Here is a 16,427-nt window from a genome sequence, read left to right on the forward strand (position 1 = left end):
TCATAAATTAATTAAGATGGCTAAAGCAAAGAAAACGAAAAGTATTTTATCAGAAGAATCGTATACATTTCTTAAAAACTATATCAACAATCCTTCTCCCACTGGTTTTGAAAGCAGTGGCCAGAAAATGTGGCTGGAATATGTAAAACCGTTTACAGATAGTTTTTTTACTGACCCTTATGGTACAGCTGTGGGCGTAATTAACCCCGATGCGCCATTTAAAGTAGTGATAGAAGCACATGCGGATGAGATCAGCTGGTTTGTAAATTATATTTCGCCCGAAGGATTGATCTACTTAAAACGCAATGGCGGTGTGGATCACCAGATAGCACCATCAATGAGGGTATTGATACATGGTAAAAAAGGTGCCGTAAAAGCCGTATTTGGCTGGCCTGCTATTCATACCCGTTTGCAAAATCCGGAGGCTAAGGAACCGCAACCAAAAGTAGACAACCTGTTTTTAGATTGTGGCGCAAGAACGAAAAAAGAAGTGGAAGACCTGGGTATACATATTGGTGCTGTGGCCACTTACGAAGACGGTTATGAAGAACTGCATTACGACTTTTTGATAGGAAGAGCATTTGATAACCGTGTAGGCGGTTTTATGATTGCGGAAGTGGCAAGATTACTTAAGCAAAATAAAAAGAAACTGCCGTTTGGCTTATACATAGTAAACGCAGTGCAGGAAGAGATTGGCTTGCGTGGTGCCGAAATGATTGCACGCAGGATAAAACCAGATGTAGCCATCATTACTGATGTAACCCATGATACTTCCACACCAATGATCAGCAAGATCATACAGGGTGATACGGTTTGTGGTAAGGGACCTTCATTAACTTTTGGCCCTGCTGTACATAATAAACTGCTGGACCTTGTGCAGCATGTAGCCGGTAAAAATAAAATTCCCGTGCAATTGCATACTGTTAGCAGGAGCACAGGTACAGATACCGATGCATTTGCGTATGCCAATGATGGCTGTCCTTCTGTATTAATTTCTATTCCTTTGCGTTACATGCATACAACAGTGGAAATGCTGCACAAAGACGATATTGAAAATACTGTAAAGCTGATGTATGAAACATTGCTGACCTTAACACCTAAAACTAATTTGAGTTATTTTTAAACAATACCTGTGTCAAAAGGGTTAATCATACTGGTGGCGGTGGCAGCAATTGGGCTGGTTGCTTCAGTAGCAATTAGTATGAAAAATGCAGCAACTGTGGCACAGCATAAAACGGATAGCATTGTAAAAGAATTTAAACGTGTTGACGAAAGCCTTAAACACTCTGCTTCTGCGATTGATTCTGCCAATAAAAAATTACTGGATGCACTGACAAGTAAACCCGATAAAATAAAATAATGGAAGACCGTTTTATAAAATATTCAAAACTATATTTCCTGATATTCCTGTTATTCCTTTCTGTGCCGGTTATCATAGCATCGTTGGTAGGGGTGTTCTGGGGGCTTTCAAAAATTATTTCATCCCGCCCAACGGATATCATTTACGAGTTATTGATCATGTCTTTGCCTGCGGCCATTTTTGCTAGTGTGTATTATATTTTTTTTAAAAGAAGTGCAAAGCACCCGTCAACTCCGGTAAAGCTTATTTCCAGGTCAATATTCACAATAGGTTTTTTGTTGTGCCTGGTGGTATTACTGAACGATTACATCCGCTATTTTAATAAAGCTGCATTTGGCAGCGATGGTTACTGGAGCTTCACCCTGCTTTTTTTGGCTGGCAATGTAGCCACGCTTTTTCTTATTGCTATCATCCAGGCTTTTACTACTAACAAAGAAGTAGATTGGATGGAAAAGCGAAGACAGAGAGGGGATAATATGTGATTCTTTTATAGGCATACCCATTTTTATACCGCATAAATTGGTTCTTAATTTGCGAAAATCTGTGTGATCCGTCGGTAAGTAGATCCATGGCTAAAACAAAATTCCCCGCTAAGAATAGCGGGGAATAATCAAAACCAACTGTATGCTTATGAAAACTCTTACTGAATATTAATTTCTTTTGTTACAGCTTTTACTTCTTCTTTTTTAGGAAGACCAACATGTAAAATGCCGTTCTCGTATTTGGCGCTGATATTGGCAGCATCAATTTTTTCATCTAAAGTAAAGCTGCGTTTAAAGGCTTTTGAACTGAATTCTTTACGGATCACTTTATCGGTTTCCGATTTGGTTTCTTCTTTCTTTTCAGCACTGATAGTTAAAGTTTCGCCTTCCAGTTTAATATTAAAATCGCTTTTGTCAAAACCCGGAGCAGCAACCTGCAAATGATAATGATCATTTTTCTCAACAATATTTACCGGAGGAAAACCGAAAACATCCTGCCTCACAGTTTTACCAAAGGTTGCAGGCAGTTCATTAAAAAGCTCGTTCATTAAGCCATCAAAAGATTTTGCAAATGGGTTGTTTGTTTTTACGAGTGTCATGGTTATATTTTTTTAGTTTTTAAAATTTGTTTGACATAAACAGGTCTTCAAATTACATTCCAACCGGTTTTTAGTGCCTTAATTTCCTAAATGCTGAAAATTAAAAGACAAAATGGCTTGTTTTGTATTTTCAACATGACATAATTGCCTGTTTAGCTCCCGGATAATATTCCAGATATGGTAAACTCTAAATACAGAAAAATGATTTCTCAATTGTTTTAAGTCTGTAATTTTGTGTTCCAAAAAATATAATGCACATGTATCCAGAAGAAATTGTAATACCGATGAAAGAAGAGCTTACAGAAAATGGCTTTTCTGAAATGACTACTTCAGCAGAAGTTGAACAAACTATAAATGATGAAGGCACTACTTTGGTGGTGATTAATTCAGTATGCGGCTGTAGTGCCGGTACAGCAAGGCCCGGCGTTTTAATGGCTGTTCATAACAGTGCTAAAAAGCCTGATCACCTGGCTACCAGTTTTGCCGGTTTTGATGTTGATGCGGTAAAAAAGATCAGGGAACACCTGTTGCCTTATCCGCCCTCTTCTCCATCTATTGCTCTTTTTAAAAATGGCCAGTTGGTTCATTTTATCGAGAGGCATATGATTGAAGGAAGAAGCGCACAAATGATTGCCGAAAACCTTATCGGGGCTTTTGAGCAGCATTGTAACTAAGTAAAGATGGGTTAGTAAAATACATCCTCCTGTTTTGCGGGAGGATTTTTTTATTGATAGAATGTGTCGAAATATAATTTCAATGTACCGGGTAAATGTATCGAAATACAATTTCGATGTACGATAGGAAGGTGAGGTCAGTATTTTTTCATCGCTTTATTCAATATCTTGCAACATAAAAGCGATTTTAATTTTTAATAGCTCTCCGGCTGATAAAAATCTGAAATCAAAAATCATAAATCTAAAATCAAAATTGAATGTATCCCGATTTATACTACGTTTTTAAAGATTGGTTTGGAGTGAAATGGCAAGGACTTGGAATCTTACATACATTCGGGCTAATGGTAGCTGTAGCATTTATTGTAGCAGCTATTGTACTTACCAATGAGTTAAAGCGAAAAGAGAAGTTAGGCTTGCTATCGCCCAGGGAAGAGATGATTACGGTGGGTAAACCAGCTTCTTTTATGGAGTTGCTCATCAATGGACTTATTGGTTTTATTTTTGGCTTTAAAGTGCTGGGGCTCATTTTCAGCCGGCCTGATGATATAAATCCGCAGGACTATGTTTTTTCTAAACACGGTAGTATTATTGGAGGTTTGGCTATAGGATTACTATTGGCTGGTTTAAAATGGTACGAGAAAAATAAGCAGAAACTGAAGGAGCCCGAACGCCGCAATGTGAGGATATGGCCACATGACAGGGTAGGAGATATTATTATCCTGGGATTGTTGTTTGGGATTTTAGGCGCCAAGCTGTTTGATAATTTTGAAAACTGGGATGAATTTGTAAAAGATCCGATAGGAAGATTGTTTTCGCAAAGCGGCCTTACTTTTTACGGAGGCTTGATTGTTGCTGCTATAGCTATTTGCTGGTATGCCACCAAAAGAGGTATTAAGTTAATTCACCTGGTAGATTCTGCAGCGCCGGCTTTAATGATTGCCTATGCCGTGGGGAGAATTGGCTGCCAGGTGGCAGGTGATGGTGACTGGGGCGTTTACAACAGTGCCTATGTTGCCGACGCAAACGGAAAGGTAAGATTAGCCAAAGACGGAGAATTTATGGAAGTGCTTAAAAAAGATTCCACTTATTTTCTTACCGGTAAAATGCCGGATGCAAATCAATATAATGGCAGGACTTTCAGTTCATTAGAGAAGGTATCTCATATTTATTATAAGAATAATTCCTTTCTGCCTGACTGGCTTTTTGCTTACAGTTATCCCAAAAATGTAAATGATGATGGCGTTAAAATAGCCGGGGACGATGACGAGCATAACCGGATGCTGCCGGTACCGGTTTTCCCCACACCATTATATGAAACAATTGCCTGCAGCTTGCTTTTTCTATTTTTATGGAGCATCAGGAAAAGGATTAAAACACCAGGGATTATTTTTGGTATTTATTTGATTTTAAATGGAATGGAAAGGTTTCTTGTAGAAAAAATACGGGTAAATACTACTTACTCTATATTCGGGCTTCATCCTACACAGGCTGAAATAATATCTTTACTTCTCTTTATATCGGGCATGGTACTTATTATTATACAATTACAAAAATCAAAAGCCCAGGATAGTTAAGATTTCTTCTATTTAAGTAATATAATATTATCATTCTGCATATTTAAAGCTATAGCTGTAACTATTTCTGTTCCTCTTACGTTACAGTTTTGTAGCTGTTTTCTTTTCATTTTACATTTTATACCGATTATCCACTTATTTTACCGTTCAGTATAAAACAATGTACTATGCAAAACAAAGTACCTACTTTTGTGAGGTAGTTATCAAAGTATATAACTGCAATTATTAATAGCCGTTCCGGATTAGCCACCGGAATTAAAAACAAAAAGTATAGTCATGAAAAAATTTTTCAACCTTTTGGTTGCAAGCACTATTGCTATGTGCAGCCAAGCCCAGACAAACACAGCCGGTAAAATTACCGGTAGCATTAAAGACGGCGGACAGCAAAAGATCATCGATGCCGCTTCAGTTTCTCTCTTAAAAGCAAAGGATTCCAGTTTGATTAAAGTTGCCATTACTGATAAAGAGGGCAATTTTATTATCGAAAATGTAAAGGATGGTTCTTACCTGGTATTAGCTACTTCGGTTGGCCATTCTAAAACCTACAGTAAAGTTTTTGCTATTTCTGCCGATCAGCCAACCGCAAATGTTGGGGTATTGCAGCTGGTTCCTCAGGATAAGAGCCTGGCAGGTGTTACTGTAGTTTCTAAAAAGCCCTTTATCGAAAGAAAGATCGACCGCACTATTGTAAATGTAGATGCCGCTATTTCAAATGCAGGTACCACTGCCCTGGAAGTGCTGGAAAAAAGCCCCGGCGTAACAGTTGATAAAGACGGTAATGTTAGTTTAAAAGGAAAAGCAGGCGTTACGATTATGATTGATGGCAAACCGGCTTATTTAACCGGGGCTGATCTTACTAATTTATTAAGAACAATGCCTTCTGGTAATTTAGACCAGATTGAAATAATGACCAATCCTTCAGCAAAGTATGATGCATCAGGTACAGCAGGTATCATCAATATCAAAACCAAAAAGAATAAACAAAAAGGTTTTAACGGCAGTGCCAACACTTCTTACGGCCAGGGTTTTTATGCCAGGAATAATAATAGCCTTAATCTTAATTACCGCAACGGAAAGTTTAATGTGTTCAGTAATTTCAGTGCCAGTTACGATAAAAATTACCAGGACCTGTATATCTTAAGAAAATTTAAAAATTCTGCCGGCAGTATAGACAGGATATTTGAACAGGATGCCTTAATGTACAGAACAAATGAAAATTACAATGGTAAAATAGGAGTGGATTTTTATGCGTCTAAAAAAACAACGATTGGTTTTGTAGCAACCGGTTTTAATGCTTCTCACGGCCAGTATGGTTTAAACACTACCTACTTTTATGATGGTGTAAAGACTTTAGATTCTATAGCTGTAGCAAAAAATAATGAAGATGGCCCCTGGAAAAATGGTTCTCTCAATTTTAATTACCGCCATACATTCGATTCAACCGGCAGAGAGTTAACCATGGATGCAGATTATGTAAGTTACAGATCAGGCAAAACGATGGATCTGTTGAACAACTATTATTCTGATAACTGGCAACGTACAGGTGGAGATAATTTAGTGGGTGATTTACCTACAGATGTAAATATCTACACTTTTAAAATGGATTACAACCAGAATCTTAAAAGAGGCTATAAGTTAGAAACCGGTATTAAATCAGGTTATGTAAATACAGATAATACTGCTGGTTATTTTAACATGATCGGTGGTAATAAAGTGGTGGATCTTTCCAAAACCAACCGTTTTCAATACAAAGAAAACATTAATGCGGCCTATGTTAATGTATCTAAAGAAATAAAAAAATGGGGTTTGCAGGCTGGTTTAAGAATGGAGAATACCAATAACAGCGGTAACCAGTTTGGTAACCCATTACATACCGATTCATCTTTTAAAAACTCTTATACCGGTTTATTCCCCAATGTATTTGTGAGCTATAAAATGAATGATAAAAACCAGTTGTCGTTTTCTTACGGCCGCAGGATCAGGCGCCCGGATTATGAAGACCTGAACCCATTCCTCTTCTTCATTGATAATTATACTTACGAGCAGGGTAACCCGTTTTTACAACCTTCTATTGCTAATACTGTAGAAGCATCGCATACGTACAAAGATTTTTTGACCACTTCAATTAACTACACCCATACCAAAGCGTTGTTTACCGAAGTATTTGAACCTAACGGAAACGCCATTGTGGTTACGCACAGAAATTATGGTAGTTCTGATAATGCCAGCTTATCGGTAAGTGCACAGGTGCCGGTAACAAAATGGTGGATGTTTATACCTTATGGCGAACTGAATTACAGCAGCTACAATGGAGAATTTACATCAGGTAAAGTAAATGTAAATGCTACTACATTTACAGCGAATATGAATAACCAGTTTACTTTTAAAAATGGCTGGAGTGCAGAGCTGTCGGGCTTTTACCGCACCAAAGGTATTGAAGCACAGATACTGATCCATTCACTGGGGCAGTTAAATGCAGGGGTGCAAAAACAAGTATTAAAAAAGAAAGGCACCGTAAAATTAAATGTGCGTGACATCTTTAAAACAATGACGCCTCACGGAGAGATCAACATACAAAGTACAGATGCAAGTTTTAGTCAGCAAAGAGATAGCCGGGTGGTTACCTTAAGCTTAAGCTATCGTTTTGGTAAACCATTAAAAGGAGTAAAAAGCAGGAAATCAGGCGGCGCAGGTGATGAGCAAAGCAGGGTGAAAGGAGCCAACTAAAAAGCGGAAGGTTGAAAGTTGAAGGCTGTATCAAAAGTTGAGACAGGGCATTTAACTTTCAACTTTCAACCTTCAACTTTTTTAGTACTTTTGAAAAAAATAATTGCTATGCCATCTTTTGATTTTTCAAGTAAGGTAGATCTGCAGACCTTAGATAATGCCATCAACACAGTAAGTAAGGAAATTACTAACCGTTTTGATTTTAAAGGAAGCCCCGTGGTGATTGAATTGAATAAAAAGGAATTTAAGGTAAACCTGGAGGCGGAAAGTGAAATGAAACTGGGACAGATACGGGATGTGATGATCAGCCGGAGTATGAAGCAGGGGCTGGCAGCAGAAGTGTATGATTTTAGTAAAGAACCGCACCAGAGTGGTAAAGTAGTGCGGCAGGAGGTAGTGGTAAGAAATGGTATAAAACAGGAAGATGCCAAAAAGATAGTAAAGCTGATAAAAGACAGTGGTTACAAGGTGCAGGCAGCTATAATGGACGATATTATCAGGGTAACCGGAAAAAAAATAGATGATTTGCAGGAAGTTATACAAGCCAGCAAGGGCTGGAACCTGGGTATAGCTTTAGCGGTGGTGAATATGAAGAGCTAGAGAACGGGCATTTTGGGCGGATTATAGCAAAAAGTTGCAGTTTTTGAATGTTGTAACACTGAAAAATTAAACAGAAATCGTATAATTCCCTTTTTTTTAGTAAATTTGCATCCTAACAAAAGTATTATACGGCAAAATCCGTATAGAAAAACAGAAAAATTATGAAAAAAGGAATTCATCCGGAAACTTACAAGACAGTAGTTTTCAAAGACATGAGCAATGGCCATTCATTTTTAAGCCGCTCAACAGCATACAGTAAAGAAACAGTAAAATGGGAAGATGGAAACGAATACCCGGTGATTAAACTGGAGATTTCAAATACTTCTCATCCTTTTTATACCGGTAAAAACGTATTGGTTGATACTGCAGGTCGTATTGATAAGTTCAAAAAACGTTACGAAAAGAAGGCAAAATAATTGGTAAAGATCATTATCTTTATTTGAAGTTTGTTTTTCATGGCTATACTTTAAGTCCCTTCGGTTCTCCGGGGGGATTTTTTTTGCCACGGATTATACAAGTTTTCACGGATTAATACAGGAGACTGCCTGTCAAATACTAATGATAAGGCTGGGTAAAAATGAGGTGCTCTCTTTTTGAAAATCTGTTTTTGCCAGCTTCTTAGTAGTTTTACAATATGCAAAAGATAATTTTTACTGAAGAATATTGCAAACCAAAGAACCTTCATCCGTTCACACTTACCCGCCACATCCAGGATATACGAGTGGGCATTTTAACCATCAGGGAAAAATGGGAAAAGCTGCTGAAGTTGCCTTCGTTTGATAAATGGGAAGGCTATTACCTGGATGATGAGCAATCTGTAAAGATTGATAAGAATATAGGTAAAGATATTTACCTGATGGTGCATGCCAACGTGTTGCCAACTGCAGCTATCATCAAAAAAATTAAAAAATTACAACGGGGTGAATTTCTTTCTGTAAAAGATGAGGGAGGGATTGCCTACAAATTTTCTGAAAAAGAGGTGCAGGGGCTGCATAAAATAAAGATCAGTCGGTCAGTGGAGCATGATGAAAGTTTGAAAGTATTGCATTACCCCTGGCAAATATTTCAACTGAACGACTGGGCTATAAGAGAAGATTTTAAACTGATCACTGCAAAAAGAAAAAGCAGGCCTGTTTCCAAAACCAATAAACTTATTAATCCTTCGCAAATATTTTTAGAACCGGGAGCAAAAGTGGAGCATTGTATTTTAAATGCCTCAGCAGGTCCGATTTATATTGGAAAGAATGCAGCACTGATGGAAGGTTGCATGGTGAGAGGGCCGTTTGCGATGTGTGAAGGAAGCCTTGCGAAAATGGGAAGTAAATTTTACGGTGCTACCACTATCGGTCCTTATTGCCTGGTGGGGGGGGAAATTAAAAATTCTGTTTTAATGGCTTATAGCAATAAAGCACACGATGGATATTTGGGCGATAGTGTAATTGGAGAGTGGTGTAACCTTGGTGCAGGAACCAGTAACAGCAACATTAAAAATAATTGCGGTGAAGTAAAATACTGGGTACATGCCGATAAAAAGGAGATGAGTGCAGGTAATAAAGGTGGTTTATTAATGGGTGATTATTCTAAAGCGGCTATCAATACATCTTTTAATACCGGAACTGTAGTGGGCATTTGCTGTAATGTGTTTGCACAAGGGCTTACACCAAAATACATTGAGCATTTTAGCTGGGGCTGCGATGGTATAACAAAATATAAATTAAGCAATGCTTTAGTAGACATTAATAAATGGAAACAATTGAAAGGCTTTTCAATTACTGAAAAAGAAACAAAAATTTTGACGGATATTTACAAAAAAAATTAAACCAACATCAATGCGTAAACAAATTGCAGCAGCCAACTGGAAAATGAACCTGACTCTTCAGCAGGGCGAAACACTTATTGACGAATTATTAAATACCCCACACGAGCTAACAGAAAACCAACTTGCAATTTTTGCTGTGCCTTTTCCTTATTTAATTTCAATAAAAAATAAGTTAGCAGGAAAGAAAAACGTTTTTGTGGCAGCACAAAACTGTAATAATAAAAAAAGCGGCGCCTATACCGGTGAAGTAAGTGCAGAGATGCTGAAAAGTATTGGTATACAATATGTGGTATTGGGCCATAGCGAACGCCGTGAATATTTTAACGAAAGCAATGCCATGCTTGCTGAAAAAGTAAATATTTGTTTTGAAAACGCACTGGCACCAATTTTTTGTTGCGGCGAACCTTTAGCTATAAGAGAAGCCGGTACACAGAACAGTTATGTAGAAACTCAGCTTAAAGAAAGTTTATTTCATTTAACAGCCGAACAATTAACCGGGTTTATCATTGCTTATGAACCCATCTGGGCAATTGGTACCGGAAAAACTGCTACCAGCGAGCAGGCGCAGGAAATGCATGCGCATATACGCAGCGTACTGGCTGCTACATACGGCGCTACTGTTGCCAATAGCATTTCTATTTTATACGGCGGAAGTGTAAAAGCCAGTAATGCAAAAGAAATTTTTGGCAAGCCGGATGTTGATGGCGGATTAGTAGGCGGGGCTTCTTTAATTGCTACCGAATTTGCTGCCATCATTAATGGTTTAAAATAACAGGGGCAGTATAGCTTCACGCCGTCAGCCCCCTTTAAGCTAAAGCCGCAGAGAGGAGCCTGATGGTTAGCTCCGTACTGACACCTATAGCTGCAATCAGCTAACAGCTTTACCGGATACCTGGCTTTTTTCAACAATGTCAGCTTCGGTAAAGCTGTTTAATTTTTCAATATCCAGCACAGTGGTATTGGCTTCTTCGTTGCGGTAATACATGGGATTGAACCTGGCGCCGTATACAATTTCTTTAAAAGTATAGGAACTTCTTGCAACAACTGTATTGCTGAACATATCGTCAAAAGCTTTTATCAAGATCATCAATTCGCCCCGGCTGTTTTCAAAATCTTCTTTACTATATCCATAGAGGGGGCTGTCTTCTGTAATGGGGTGAACGATCGTCCAGCTTAGCGTGAGTGTATTTACACGATCATATTCCAGCTGCAGCGGGAAAAATTTATTCGCCATTTTTCCGTTTTCTTCTACCGGCATACCTAATGTTACTTTTGCGTCCGCATCGGTTAGCGTAGTATTTTTAAAAGGGGCAATACGTAACATTAATGCAGTGCCATCTTTAAATGGTGCGATAATGGCATTGCCTGAAAATTTAAGATAGGCAGTAGGTTTGCTGAATCTTCCATAAAATAAACCGGTGGCAATGGCAAAACTCAGCAAACCTATTAACGCTTCAAATGCAGCAATGGTGCTTGCTAAATATCCCGACGGGCTTATTCTTCCATAACCTACAGTAGTGAATGTTTGCGCACTGAAGAAAAATGCTTCGCCAAATTTTTCCAGTTCAGAGCCGGTATTCAACCCCACTAAATGATCAACTCCAACAAAATAATAAATACAGGCAAAAATAAAATTGGCAACAATGAAGAAGGTAAAAAGTGTAAGTAAAAACTTCCACCTGGGAAGTGAAAGCAACGAATGATACCAGCTTATCCGTTCCAGTAAACCAATACCTTTTTTCTGGATATTAGGCTGCCCGTTTTTATTTACAAAACGGCCGCCATAATCGGATGCATTTGCCCCAAAGCCGGTATTGATGGCTGTTTTGGCTTTGGCGTTAAGTTTGCGAAGGAGGGCCATATTCTTAGTTTTAAACACTGTAATTTAAGGATAATTTTAATTGGATAAAAAAGCAGGGCACTTCAAATAGCCTTAACTTTGTGCTTACTTAACTCAGTTGAACTTTTATGTTCATTAAAAAATTATACCGGCATAGCAGGAGCATGTTTTTTGTTTTTATTGCTTTTATAATTTCATTTCTTTTTATCAATTATAAGTGGGGTTTGGTGGCAACGCCGGTTTTTGAATACGGCATGTTTGCAGGCAGCTTTCACCTGAGAGATACGCAGACTGTTTATACAGTAACTGCCAATGATAAAATGATAAACAACGCTGCCGTTTCATTTACTGAAAGAGATGTTATCCAGATATATATTGAACGGTATCAGAACTATAAATCCGTTAATGCCCAGGTGTATGCAACTATGAAAAAGTATGTGGGGTACACAGGGCTTGCGTCGTTTATGCCGTATGATAAATTTAACCCGGTAATTACAGATACTACATTTACCAAATGGTACAAAACAAAAATTGAGAGCATTACAAAAGAGGCTGTAACCTCCCTTAATGTATACGAACAGCATTATGTATGGCACAACGGGGCATTAGCTGCTATTGATACACCTTTTAAACTAACCTGTATTGTTCCTTAATCAATCCCATAGAAAAAGATTTATTCTCTTTTACTTTTTTTGTTTTACTATAAGCTATTGCTGGTTGCTTTTTCATGGCTTATTATTACACCAGCTGAAGCCTGTTTTTTTTATTAACCGGTTAGATTTTACCCAGAATATTTTATTTGTTACAGGTATTCAAAATGTAATGATCAAAAGCAGTTGGCTGCAATTGTTATTTGATGTTGTTTACTATGTACTGCCCCTGTTATTATTGGTTTTAAGCAGTACTAAAAATAAATGGCAATATCCTTTAGCAATTATTACAGGCTTGTTTAATCTTGTATATGCATTATTGATCACTTCGCTGGGTATGCTAAGCGTTGAGGGTTTTACTGGCTGGATAATAATTCCATTGATCTTTGCGCTACGATCAGACAAAGGATTTTATTATGCCATGCACTGCCTGCGTTATGTTTTTTTACTGATATTTTTTTCCGCCGGACTTTGGAAAATCAGGGGAGGGGGAATTTTTAATGCTGAGGAAATGAGTGCCATCCTGGTAAGGCAGCATGCACCTTATATAATTGCGGCACCCGGCGATTGGTTTACCCGCTGTGTTTATTACCTTTCAAACCATAATACACTTTCCTACACGCTTTATTTAAGTGCTACAGTTGCAGAGCTGATTTTTATTGCAGGTTTTTTTACAAAACGGTTTGATAAAATATTGATAGTTGCATTTGTACTTTTTGTTCTGCTTGATTTTGCGTTAATGCGGATCAATTATTTTGCGTGGAGTGCTTTTTTAGGCTGCCTGTGGTTTTCAAAATACAAAGAACCTGGCAGAGAAACTGCAAGCTAAAACCTAAATATGGAAATGCGATATCACCTGGTCGTAAACAAAAAGCGGGTCAATTGAACTGAGACAGGCAAAATCGGGACATTGCATCGGATCTGACACCCTTGTTGTGTTGGCGTTTATCCAGCTGGAGCAGGGCCTGCAACTAATATCGCTGATGATCACTTTATGGTTGGCTTTATCTAAAAAAGAATAACCATATAATGTTTCACTGCTGGCACCAAAAATTGATACGGTTTTTTTTTGCAATGTTACTGCCATGTGCATAATACCACTATCTAAACCAATATAGCCATTGCTTTGCGCTACTATATTAAATACTTCCTCCACAGAAGTTTTTCCTATCAATACTTTGCAATTAGTAAATCCGGAGTCGTTAAAGGCCTTGGTATATTCCGTTTCTGTAGCATCGCCTAAAATGATAAAACTGATTGTTGGGTACGATTTGCATAACATGCTTATTAATATAAGCCAATGTTTATGCGGCCAGTTTTTATAGGGTGTGGCGTTGTTACCTGCAGAAATCTGAACTACAAAGTATGGCGATGCCTGATCCCCGGTATACTTTTTTATTATCCCCGGCTGTAATGCAGCGTGGGGCAGGTAATAATCGCTGATATCTTTTATGGCTGCATTTTGTTCTGTATATAACAAATGCAGGTTTTGTTCTGCATCAGTAAAATTTAAAATTACCTTCCTGGTTCTTTTACCCAATGGCTGCTTTTTTAAAAAAGCTTTTGTTTTGCTGGTGCGTTTGCTGCAGATTGCAGCAGCAGCCGTGATCATTTTTCCGCCACCGGTATGGTTTATATAAATATTGGCAAAATGTTTCAACTTCATCAGCGCATAGAGAAGCAAGGATGATTTTGTATTGATATGTACTTTAACATCTAGCAGGGTAGCATCAAATAAGCAATCATTTTTGTACCTGGAATAAAAAATGCCGGTAACATGAAACTGCTTTTTCTTTAATTCTTTCAATAAAGGAATGTAGAGCAAAGTATCTCCCAGGCCTGCTGTAAAAAGTATTGCGATCTTTCTTTTTTTTACTGGTAGTAGTTTCATTAATTTTAATTGCTGCAATTGCAAAGAATGATAAAATTATTTACAGCCATACGTAAAAATTACTTTGATAACACGGTTGAGTTGTCAAAGCTAAGTAAAACATTTTTTGTATGGGCCATCGGGCTGATTTTAGTATATGTTTCTAATATCTACCTCACCAGGTTGATTGGCCTTACTCAATATGGAAAGTATACGGTTTTTGTCAGTTGGATATCCCTGATCAGTACTTTGCTGGCTTTTGGATGGGATGGTTACCTGATTCAAAAAATACCCCAACTGCCTAAAAATAAGTCGGGTAAAATTACAAGCGCATATATATTAAAAAAAGCAATTGCAACTTTCCTGGGCTTATACGCTGTTTTTACCTTATTGATTTTATGGCTCGCCAACTATAACAAGAGCGCATTGGATTTTTTGGAAGCAGACCAGGTACCGGCATTTTTATCGCTCATTTTTTTATTTACTGGACTGGCATTGTTAAGGTCTTTTTTAAAAATATTCCACTGGGTTACCAGGGTACAATGGCTGGAAGATCTTTTAAAACCGCTGGTGCTTTTTATTGTAATACTCTGGTATTATAAATATAAAATACAATTGTCTTTATCTGCTTTGTATGATATTAACCTGTTGGTATTTGCCGGCGTTACTTTCTGCCTGTTGTTCTTTGCTATTAAAGTGTACAGGAAAAATTTTCACATCGAACCAGCTGCAGCAGTTGTAACAGAAAAGTGGGTGAATAAATGTTTTTATTTTATGTGCATATTCCTGGGCTATAATATTTTTACCCGTATGGAATTATTATTCCTGGGTTTCTTTACTAAAAATGAAGATGCAGCCCGCTACCAGATACTGTTGCGTATTTCCGATCTTGTTTTTGTGCCGGATGTTTTATTCAATTATTTCCTGCCGCAAAAATTCGCACATCACTTTGGCGAAAGAAATATAGAAGCCGCTAAAAACCTGTTTAAAAATTCTGCAAAAACGATTCTGCTGTTGGCTATACTTTGCTTTTTAGGCGTATCTGCAATTGGTTATTTTTACCTGCAGAGTTTTGGCGTAGCCTCACCTGAAATGTATATCCTGTTACTTATTCTTTGCAGCGCACCAATATTCAATTCCCTTTTTGGCTCATCCAATCTTGTTTTAAAAGCATCGGGTAATGAACGGTATTCTTTTTATGCTTTGCTGATAATTTTAGTAGCGGAAGCAATTGCAAATGCTATATTAATTCCCTTGTACGGACTTAAAGCCGCAATAGCAGTTTCCTGGGCAAGTATTTTTTTATATAACCTCTTACTTTCGTTTTTTGTACATAAAAGACTACAATTCTATAGCAAATACAGCAGTATTTTATTTTCAGGATCTGATAGCAACAAGTAGTAGCCTTATTTAATTGCTGCAATAATTTCTAAATGTGGAATATTGAGTGTGTTCAGCAAACTTATAAAATTATCGCCGCTTAAAAACTCCGGCAACATAATAGTTTCATCCACTGAATAATTAAAGCGGTAATTTTTATGTATACTTAATAATGATCGAATGCATTCTATAGCTTCATGTAAAAATTCAGGTAACAGCACTTCAAAAGAAATATAGTTAACCGGATGTGATAAACCTTTTAAAACATTTTGCTCATTTCCTTCCACATCAATCTTAATAAAATCAGGCACACCATGTTTGGCTATTAATGCATCAAGCGTAGTGGTTTTTGCTATCAGCGTGACCTTTGAAAATGCTATCGGTTCAACCCACCTGTTGTTATTATGTTCTTCCAGTATTGTTTTCCATTGCGGGTTAATGCTGTTTAAAGGCGAACCGGGTTGTTGTATGTAAAAGCTGCATTCTCCAATATAATCCGTTATGGCAAATGGTTCTATAGTAACGTTTTGGCTATTGCCAAAGCGCATACCAAGTATTTTGATATTGTGTGGGTCTGGGTCGCAGGCAACCACCCTGGCGGCAAGTTTTTTAAAAACAATGGTCTTGTGTCCGTCATTGGCGCCAATATCAAATATTAGCTTGCAAGACGGTAAAAAAGATCGGTAAAACGAAAATTCTTTTACGGTTGCTTTATGTTGCGGCCTGTTGAAAACAACATAATATAAATTGCCGATGGCAGAATATTTAAGGGTATTAAATATGCCCAGCTTTTTTAAAGTATTTTTTAGTGGAGTCAACATAGCGCCGCTTACAAAGTAAGCAAAGAATTAC

17 protein-coding genes are annotated in these 16,427 nt (G+C 37.7%); 13 read left to right on the top strand and 4 right to left on the bottom strand.

Features of this window, described 5'->3' with window-relative positions; translation table 11 throughout:
• Positions 1 to 16 precede the first annotated feature (16 nt).
• From ACYVM0_RS01280 to ACYVM0_RS01290, 3 genes are read left to right on the top strand one after another with little or no spacing between them, the layout of a single operon-like run.
• Positions 17 to 1,123 carry a M42 family metallopeptidase gene (locus tag ACYVM0_RS01280; RefSeq protein ID WP_460551269.1) on the top strand — a complete coding sequence of 369 codons (1,107 nt, stop codon included), beginning with the start codon at positions 17 to 19 and terminating at the stop codon, positions 1,121 to 1,123.
• Positions 1,124 to 1,132: 9 nt separating this feature from the next.
• On the top strand, positions 1,133 to 1,360 hold the full coding sequence (locus ACYVM0_RS01285; RefSeq protein WP_460551272.1) for a hypothetical protein: 228 nt from the start codon (positions 1,133 to 1,135) through the stop codon (positions 1,358 to 1,360).
• Positions 1,360 to 1,842 (top strand): hypothetical protein, encoded by a 483-nt coding sequence (locus ACYVM0_RS01290; RefSeq protein WP_460551275.1) that lies wholly within the window; start codon positions 1,360 to 1,362, stop codon positions 1,840 to 1,842. Before ACYVM0_RS01285 ends, ACYVM0_RS01290 begins: the two co-directional genes overlap by 1 nt.
• A 158-nt stretch (positions 1,843 to 2,000) precedes the next feature.
• On the opposite strand, the gene ACYVM0_RS01295 is transcribed toward ACYVM0_RS01290, so the two are convergent.
• A complete protein-coding gene (locus tag ACYVM0_RS01295; protein ID WP_460551278.1) occupies positions 2,001 to 2,441 on the bottom strand; it encodes an Hsp20/alpha crystallin family protein in 441 nt (146 codons plus the stop codon).
• 257 nt (positions 2,442 to 2,698) lie between these two features.
• On the opposite strand from ACYVM0_RS01295, the gene ACYVM0_RS01300 reads away from it, so the two are divergent.
• The 7 genes from ACYVM0_RS01300 (at position 2,699) to tpiA (ending at position 10,607) form a co-directional block, all read left to right on the top strand.
• Positions 2,699 to 3,115: a BrxA/BrxB family bacilliredoxin gene (locus tag ACYVM0_RS01300; protein ID WP_460551281.1), complete on the top strand. Its 417-nt coding sequence runs from the start codon at positions 2,699 to 2,701 to the stop codon at positions 3,113 to 3,115.
• Positions 3,116 to 3,372: 257 nt separating this feature from the next.
• Positions 3,373 to 4,689, top strand: a complete 1,317-nt coding sequence (locus tag ACYVM0_RS01305) for a prolipoprotein diacylglyceryl transferase (RefSeq protein WP_460551284.1) — start codon at positions 3,373 to 3,375, stop codon at positions 4,687 to 4,689.
• Positions 4,690 to 4,965: 276 nt separating this feature from the next.
• Entirely contained in the window at positions 4,966 to 7,416 is a 2,451-nt protein-coding gene (locus ACYVM0_RS01310; protein ID WP_460551287.1) for a TonB-dependent receptor, read from the top strand.
• 108 nt (positions 7,417 to 7,524) lie between these two features.
• The gene (locus ACYVM0_RS01315; protein ID WP_460551290.1) at positions 7,525 to 8,016 is read left to right on the top strand and encodes a YajQ family nucleotide-binding protein; all 492 of its coding nucleotides are present in this window, start codon (positions 7,525 to 7,527) and stop codon (positions 8,014 to 8,016) included.
• A gap of 161 nt (positions 8,017 to 8,177) precedes the next feature.
• Complete coding sequence (locus ACYVM0_RS01320) at positions 8,178 to 8,432, top strand: 50S ribosomal protein L31 (protein ID WP_460551293.1); 255 nt, start codon at positions 8,178 to 8,180, stop codon at positions 8,430 to 8,432.
• Between the two features lie 218 nt (positions 8,433 to 8,650).
• Entirely contained in the window at positions 8,651 to 9,835 is a 1,185-nt protein-coding gene (locus ACYVM0_RS01325; RefSeq protein WP_460551296.1) for a putative sugar nucleotidyl transferase, read from the top strand.
• 10 nt (positions 9,836 to 9,845) lie between these two features.
• Positions 9,846 to 10,607, top strand: a complete 762-nt coding sequence (tpiA, locus tag ACYVM0_RS01330; RefSeq protein WP_460551299.1) for a triose-phosphate isomerase family protein — start codon at positions 9,846 to 9,848, stop codon at positions 10,605 to 10,607.
• Positions 10,608 to 10,703: 96 nt separating this feature from the next.
• Here tpiA and ACYVM0_RS01335 read toward each other — a convergent pair whose 3' ends face one another.
• Complete coding sequence (locus ACYVM0_RS01335) at positions 10,704 to 11,696, bottom strand: ion channel (protein ID WP_460551302.1); 993 nt, start codon at positions 11,694 to 11,696, stop codon at positions 10,704 to 10,706.
• A gap of 107 nt (positions 11,697 to 11,803) precedes the next feature.
• Here ACYVM0_RS01335 and ACYVM0_RS01340 point away from each other — a divergent pair, with 107 nt between their 5' ends.
• Positions 11,804 to 12,328 (top strand): hypothetical protein, encoded by a 525-nt coding sequence (locus ACYVM0_RS01340; protein ID WP_460551304.1) that lies wholly within the window; start codon positions 11,804 to 11,806, stop codon positions 12,326 to 12,328.
• Between the two features lie 169 nt (positions 12,329 to 12,497).
• Positions 12,498 to 13,154 carry a hypothetical protein gene (locus ACYVM0_RS01345; RefSeq protein WP_460551307.1) on the top strand — a complete coding sequence of 219 codons (657 nt, stop codon included), beginning with the start codon at positions 12,498 to 12,500 and terminating at the stop codon, positions 13,152 to 13,154.
• Between the two features lie 3 nt (positions 13,155 to 13,157).
• Here the strand turns inward: ACYVM0_RS01345 and ACYVM0_RS01350 are convergent, their stop codons facing one another.
• A complete protein-coding gene (locus ACYVM0_RS01350; protein WP_460551310.1) occupies positions 13,158 to 14,216 on the bottom strand; it encodes a glycosyltransferase family 9 protein in 1,059 nt (352 codons plus the stop codon).
• A 27-nt stretch (positions 14,217 to 14,243) separates the two neighbouring features.
• Between ACYVM0_RS01350 and ACYVM0_RS01355 the strand changes: the two genes are divergently transcribed.
• Positions 14,244 to 15,596 (top strand): lipopolysaccharide biosynthesis protein, encoded by a 1,353-nt coding sequence (locus tag ACYVM0_RS01355; protein ID WP_460551313.1) that lies wholly within the window; start codon positions 14,244 to 14,246, stop codon positions 15,594 to 15,596.
• Between the two features lie 5 nt (positions 15,597 to 15,601).
• On the opposite strand, the gene ACYVM0_RS01360 is transcribed toward ACYVM0_RS01355, so the two are convergent.
• Positions 15,602 to 16,396 carry a class I SAM-dependent methyltransferase gene (locus ACYVM0_RS01360; RefSeq protein ID WP_460551316.1) on the bottom strand — a complete coding sequence of 265 codons (795 nt, stop codon included), beginning with the start codon at positions 16,394 to 16,396 and terminating at the stop codon, positions 15,602 to 15,604.
• Between the last annotated feature and the right edge of the window lie 31 nt (positions 16,397 to 16,427).

The sequence above is a fragment of the Ferruginibacter profundus genome (genome assembly GCF_054783275.1).

Coding starts and splice junctions, on each gene's coding strand:
- ACYVM0_RS01340 (WP_460551304.1), top strand. CDS start 11,804: ATGTTCATTAAAAAATTATACCGGCATAGCAGGAGCATGTTTTTTGTT.
- ACYVM0_RS01300 (WP_460551281.1), top strand. CDS start 2,699: ATGTATCCAGAAGAAATTGTAATACCGATGAAAGAAGAGCTTACAGAA.
- tpiA (WP_460551299.1), top strand. CDS start 9,846: ATGCGTAAACAAATTGCAGCAGCCAACTGGAAAATGAACCTGACTCTT.
- ACYVM0_RS01305 (WP_460551284.1), top strand. CDS start 3,373: ATGTATCCCGATTTATACTACGTTTTTAAAGATTGGTTTGGAGTGAAA.
- ACYVM0_RS01350 (WP_460551310.1), bottom strand. CDS start 14,216: ATGAAACTACTACCAGTAAAAAAAAGAAAGATCGCAATACTTTTTACA.
- ACYVM0_RS01290 (WP_460551275.1), top strand. CDS start 1,360: ATGGAAGACCGTTTTATAAAATATTCAAAACTATATTTCCTGATATTC.
- ACYVM0_RS01345 (WP_460551307.1), top strand. CDS start 12,498: ATGATCAAAAGCAGTTGGCTGCAATTGTTATTTGATGTTGTTTACTAT.
- ACYVM0_RS01320 (WP_460551293.1), top strand. CDS start 8,178: ATGAAAAAAGGAATTCATCCGGAAACTTACAAGACAGTAGTTTTCAAA.
- ACYVM0_RS01360 (WP_460551316.1), bottom strand. CDS start 16,396: ATGTTGACTCCACTAAAAAATACTTTAAAAAAGCTGGGCATATTTAAT.
- ACYVM0_RS01280 (WP_460551269.1), top strand. CDS start 17: ATGGCTAAAGCAAAGAAAACGAAAAGTATTTTATCAGAAGAATCGTAT.
- ACYVM0_RS01315 (WP_460551290.1), top strand. CDS start 7,525: ATGCCATCTTTTGATTTTTCAAGTAAGGTAGATCTGCAGACCTTAGAT.
- ACYVM0_RS01335 (WP_460551302.1), bottom strand. CDS start 11,696: ATGGCCCTCCTTCGCAAACTTAACGCCAAAGCCAAAACAGCCATCAAT.
- ACYVM0_RS01355 (WP_460551313.1), top strand. CDS start 14,244: ATGATAAAATTATTTACAGCCATACGTAAAAATTACTTTGATAACACG.
- ACYVM0_RS01325 (WP_460551296.1), top strand. CDS start 8,651: ATGCAAAAGATAATTTTTACTGAAGAATATTGCAAACCAAAGAACCTT.
- ACYVM0_RS01295 (WP_460551278.1), bottom strand. CDS start 2,441: ATGACACTCGTAAAAACAAACAACCCATTTGCAAAATCTTTTGATGGC.
- ACYVM0_RS01310 (WP_460551287.1), top strand. CDS start 4,966: ATGAAAAAATTTTTCAACCTTTTGGTTGCAAGCACTATTGCTATGTGC.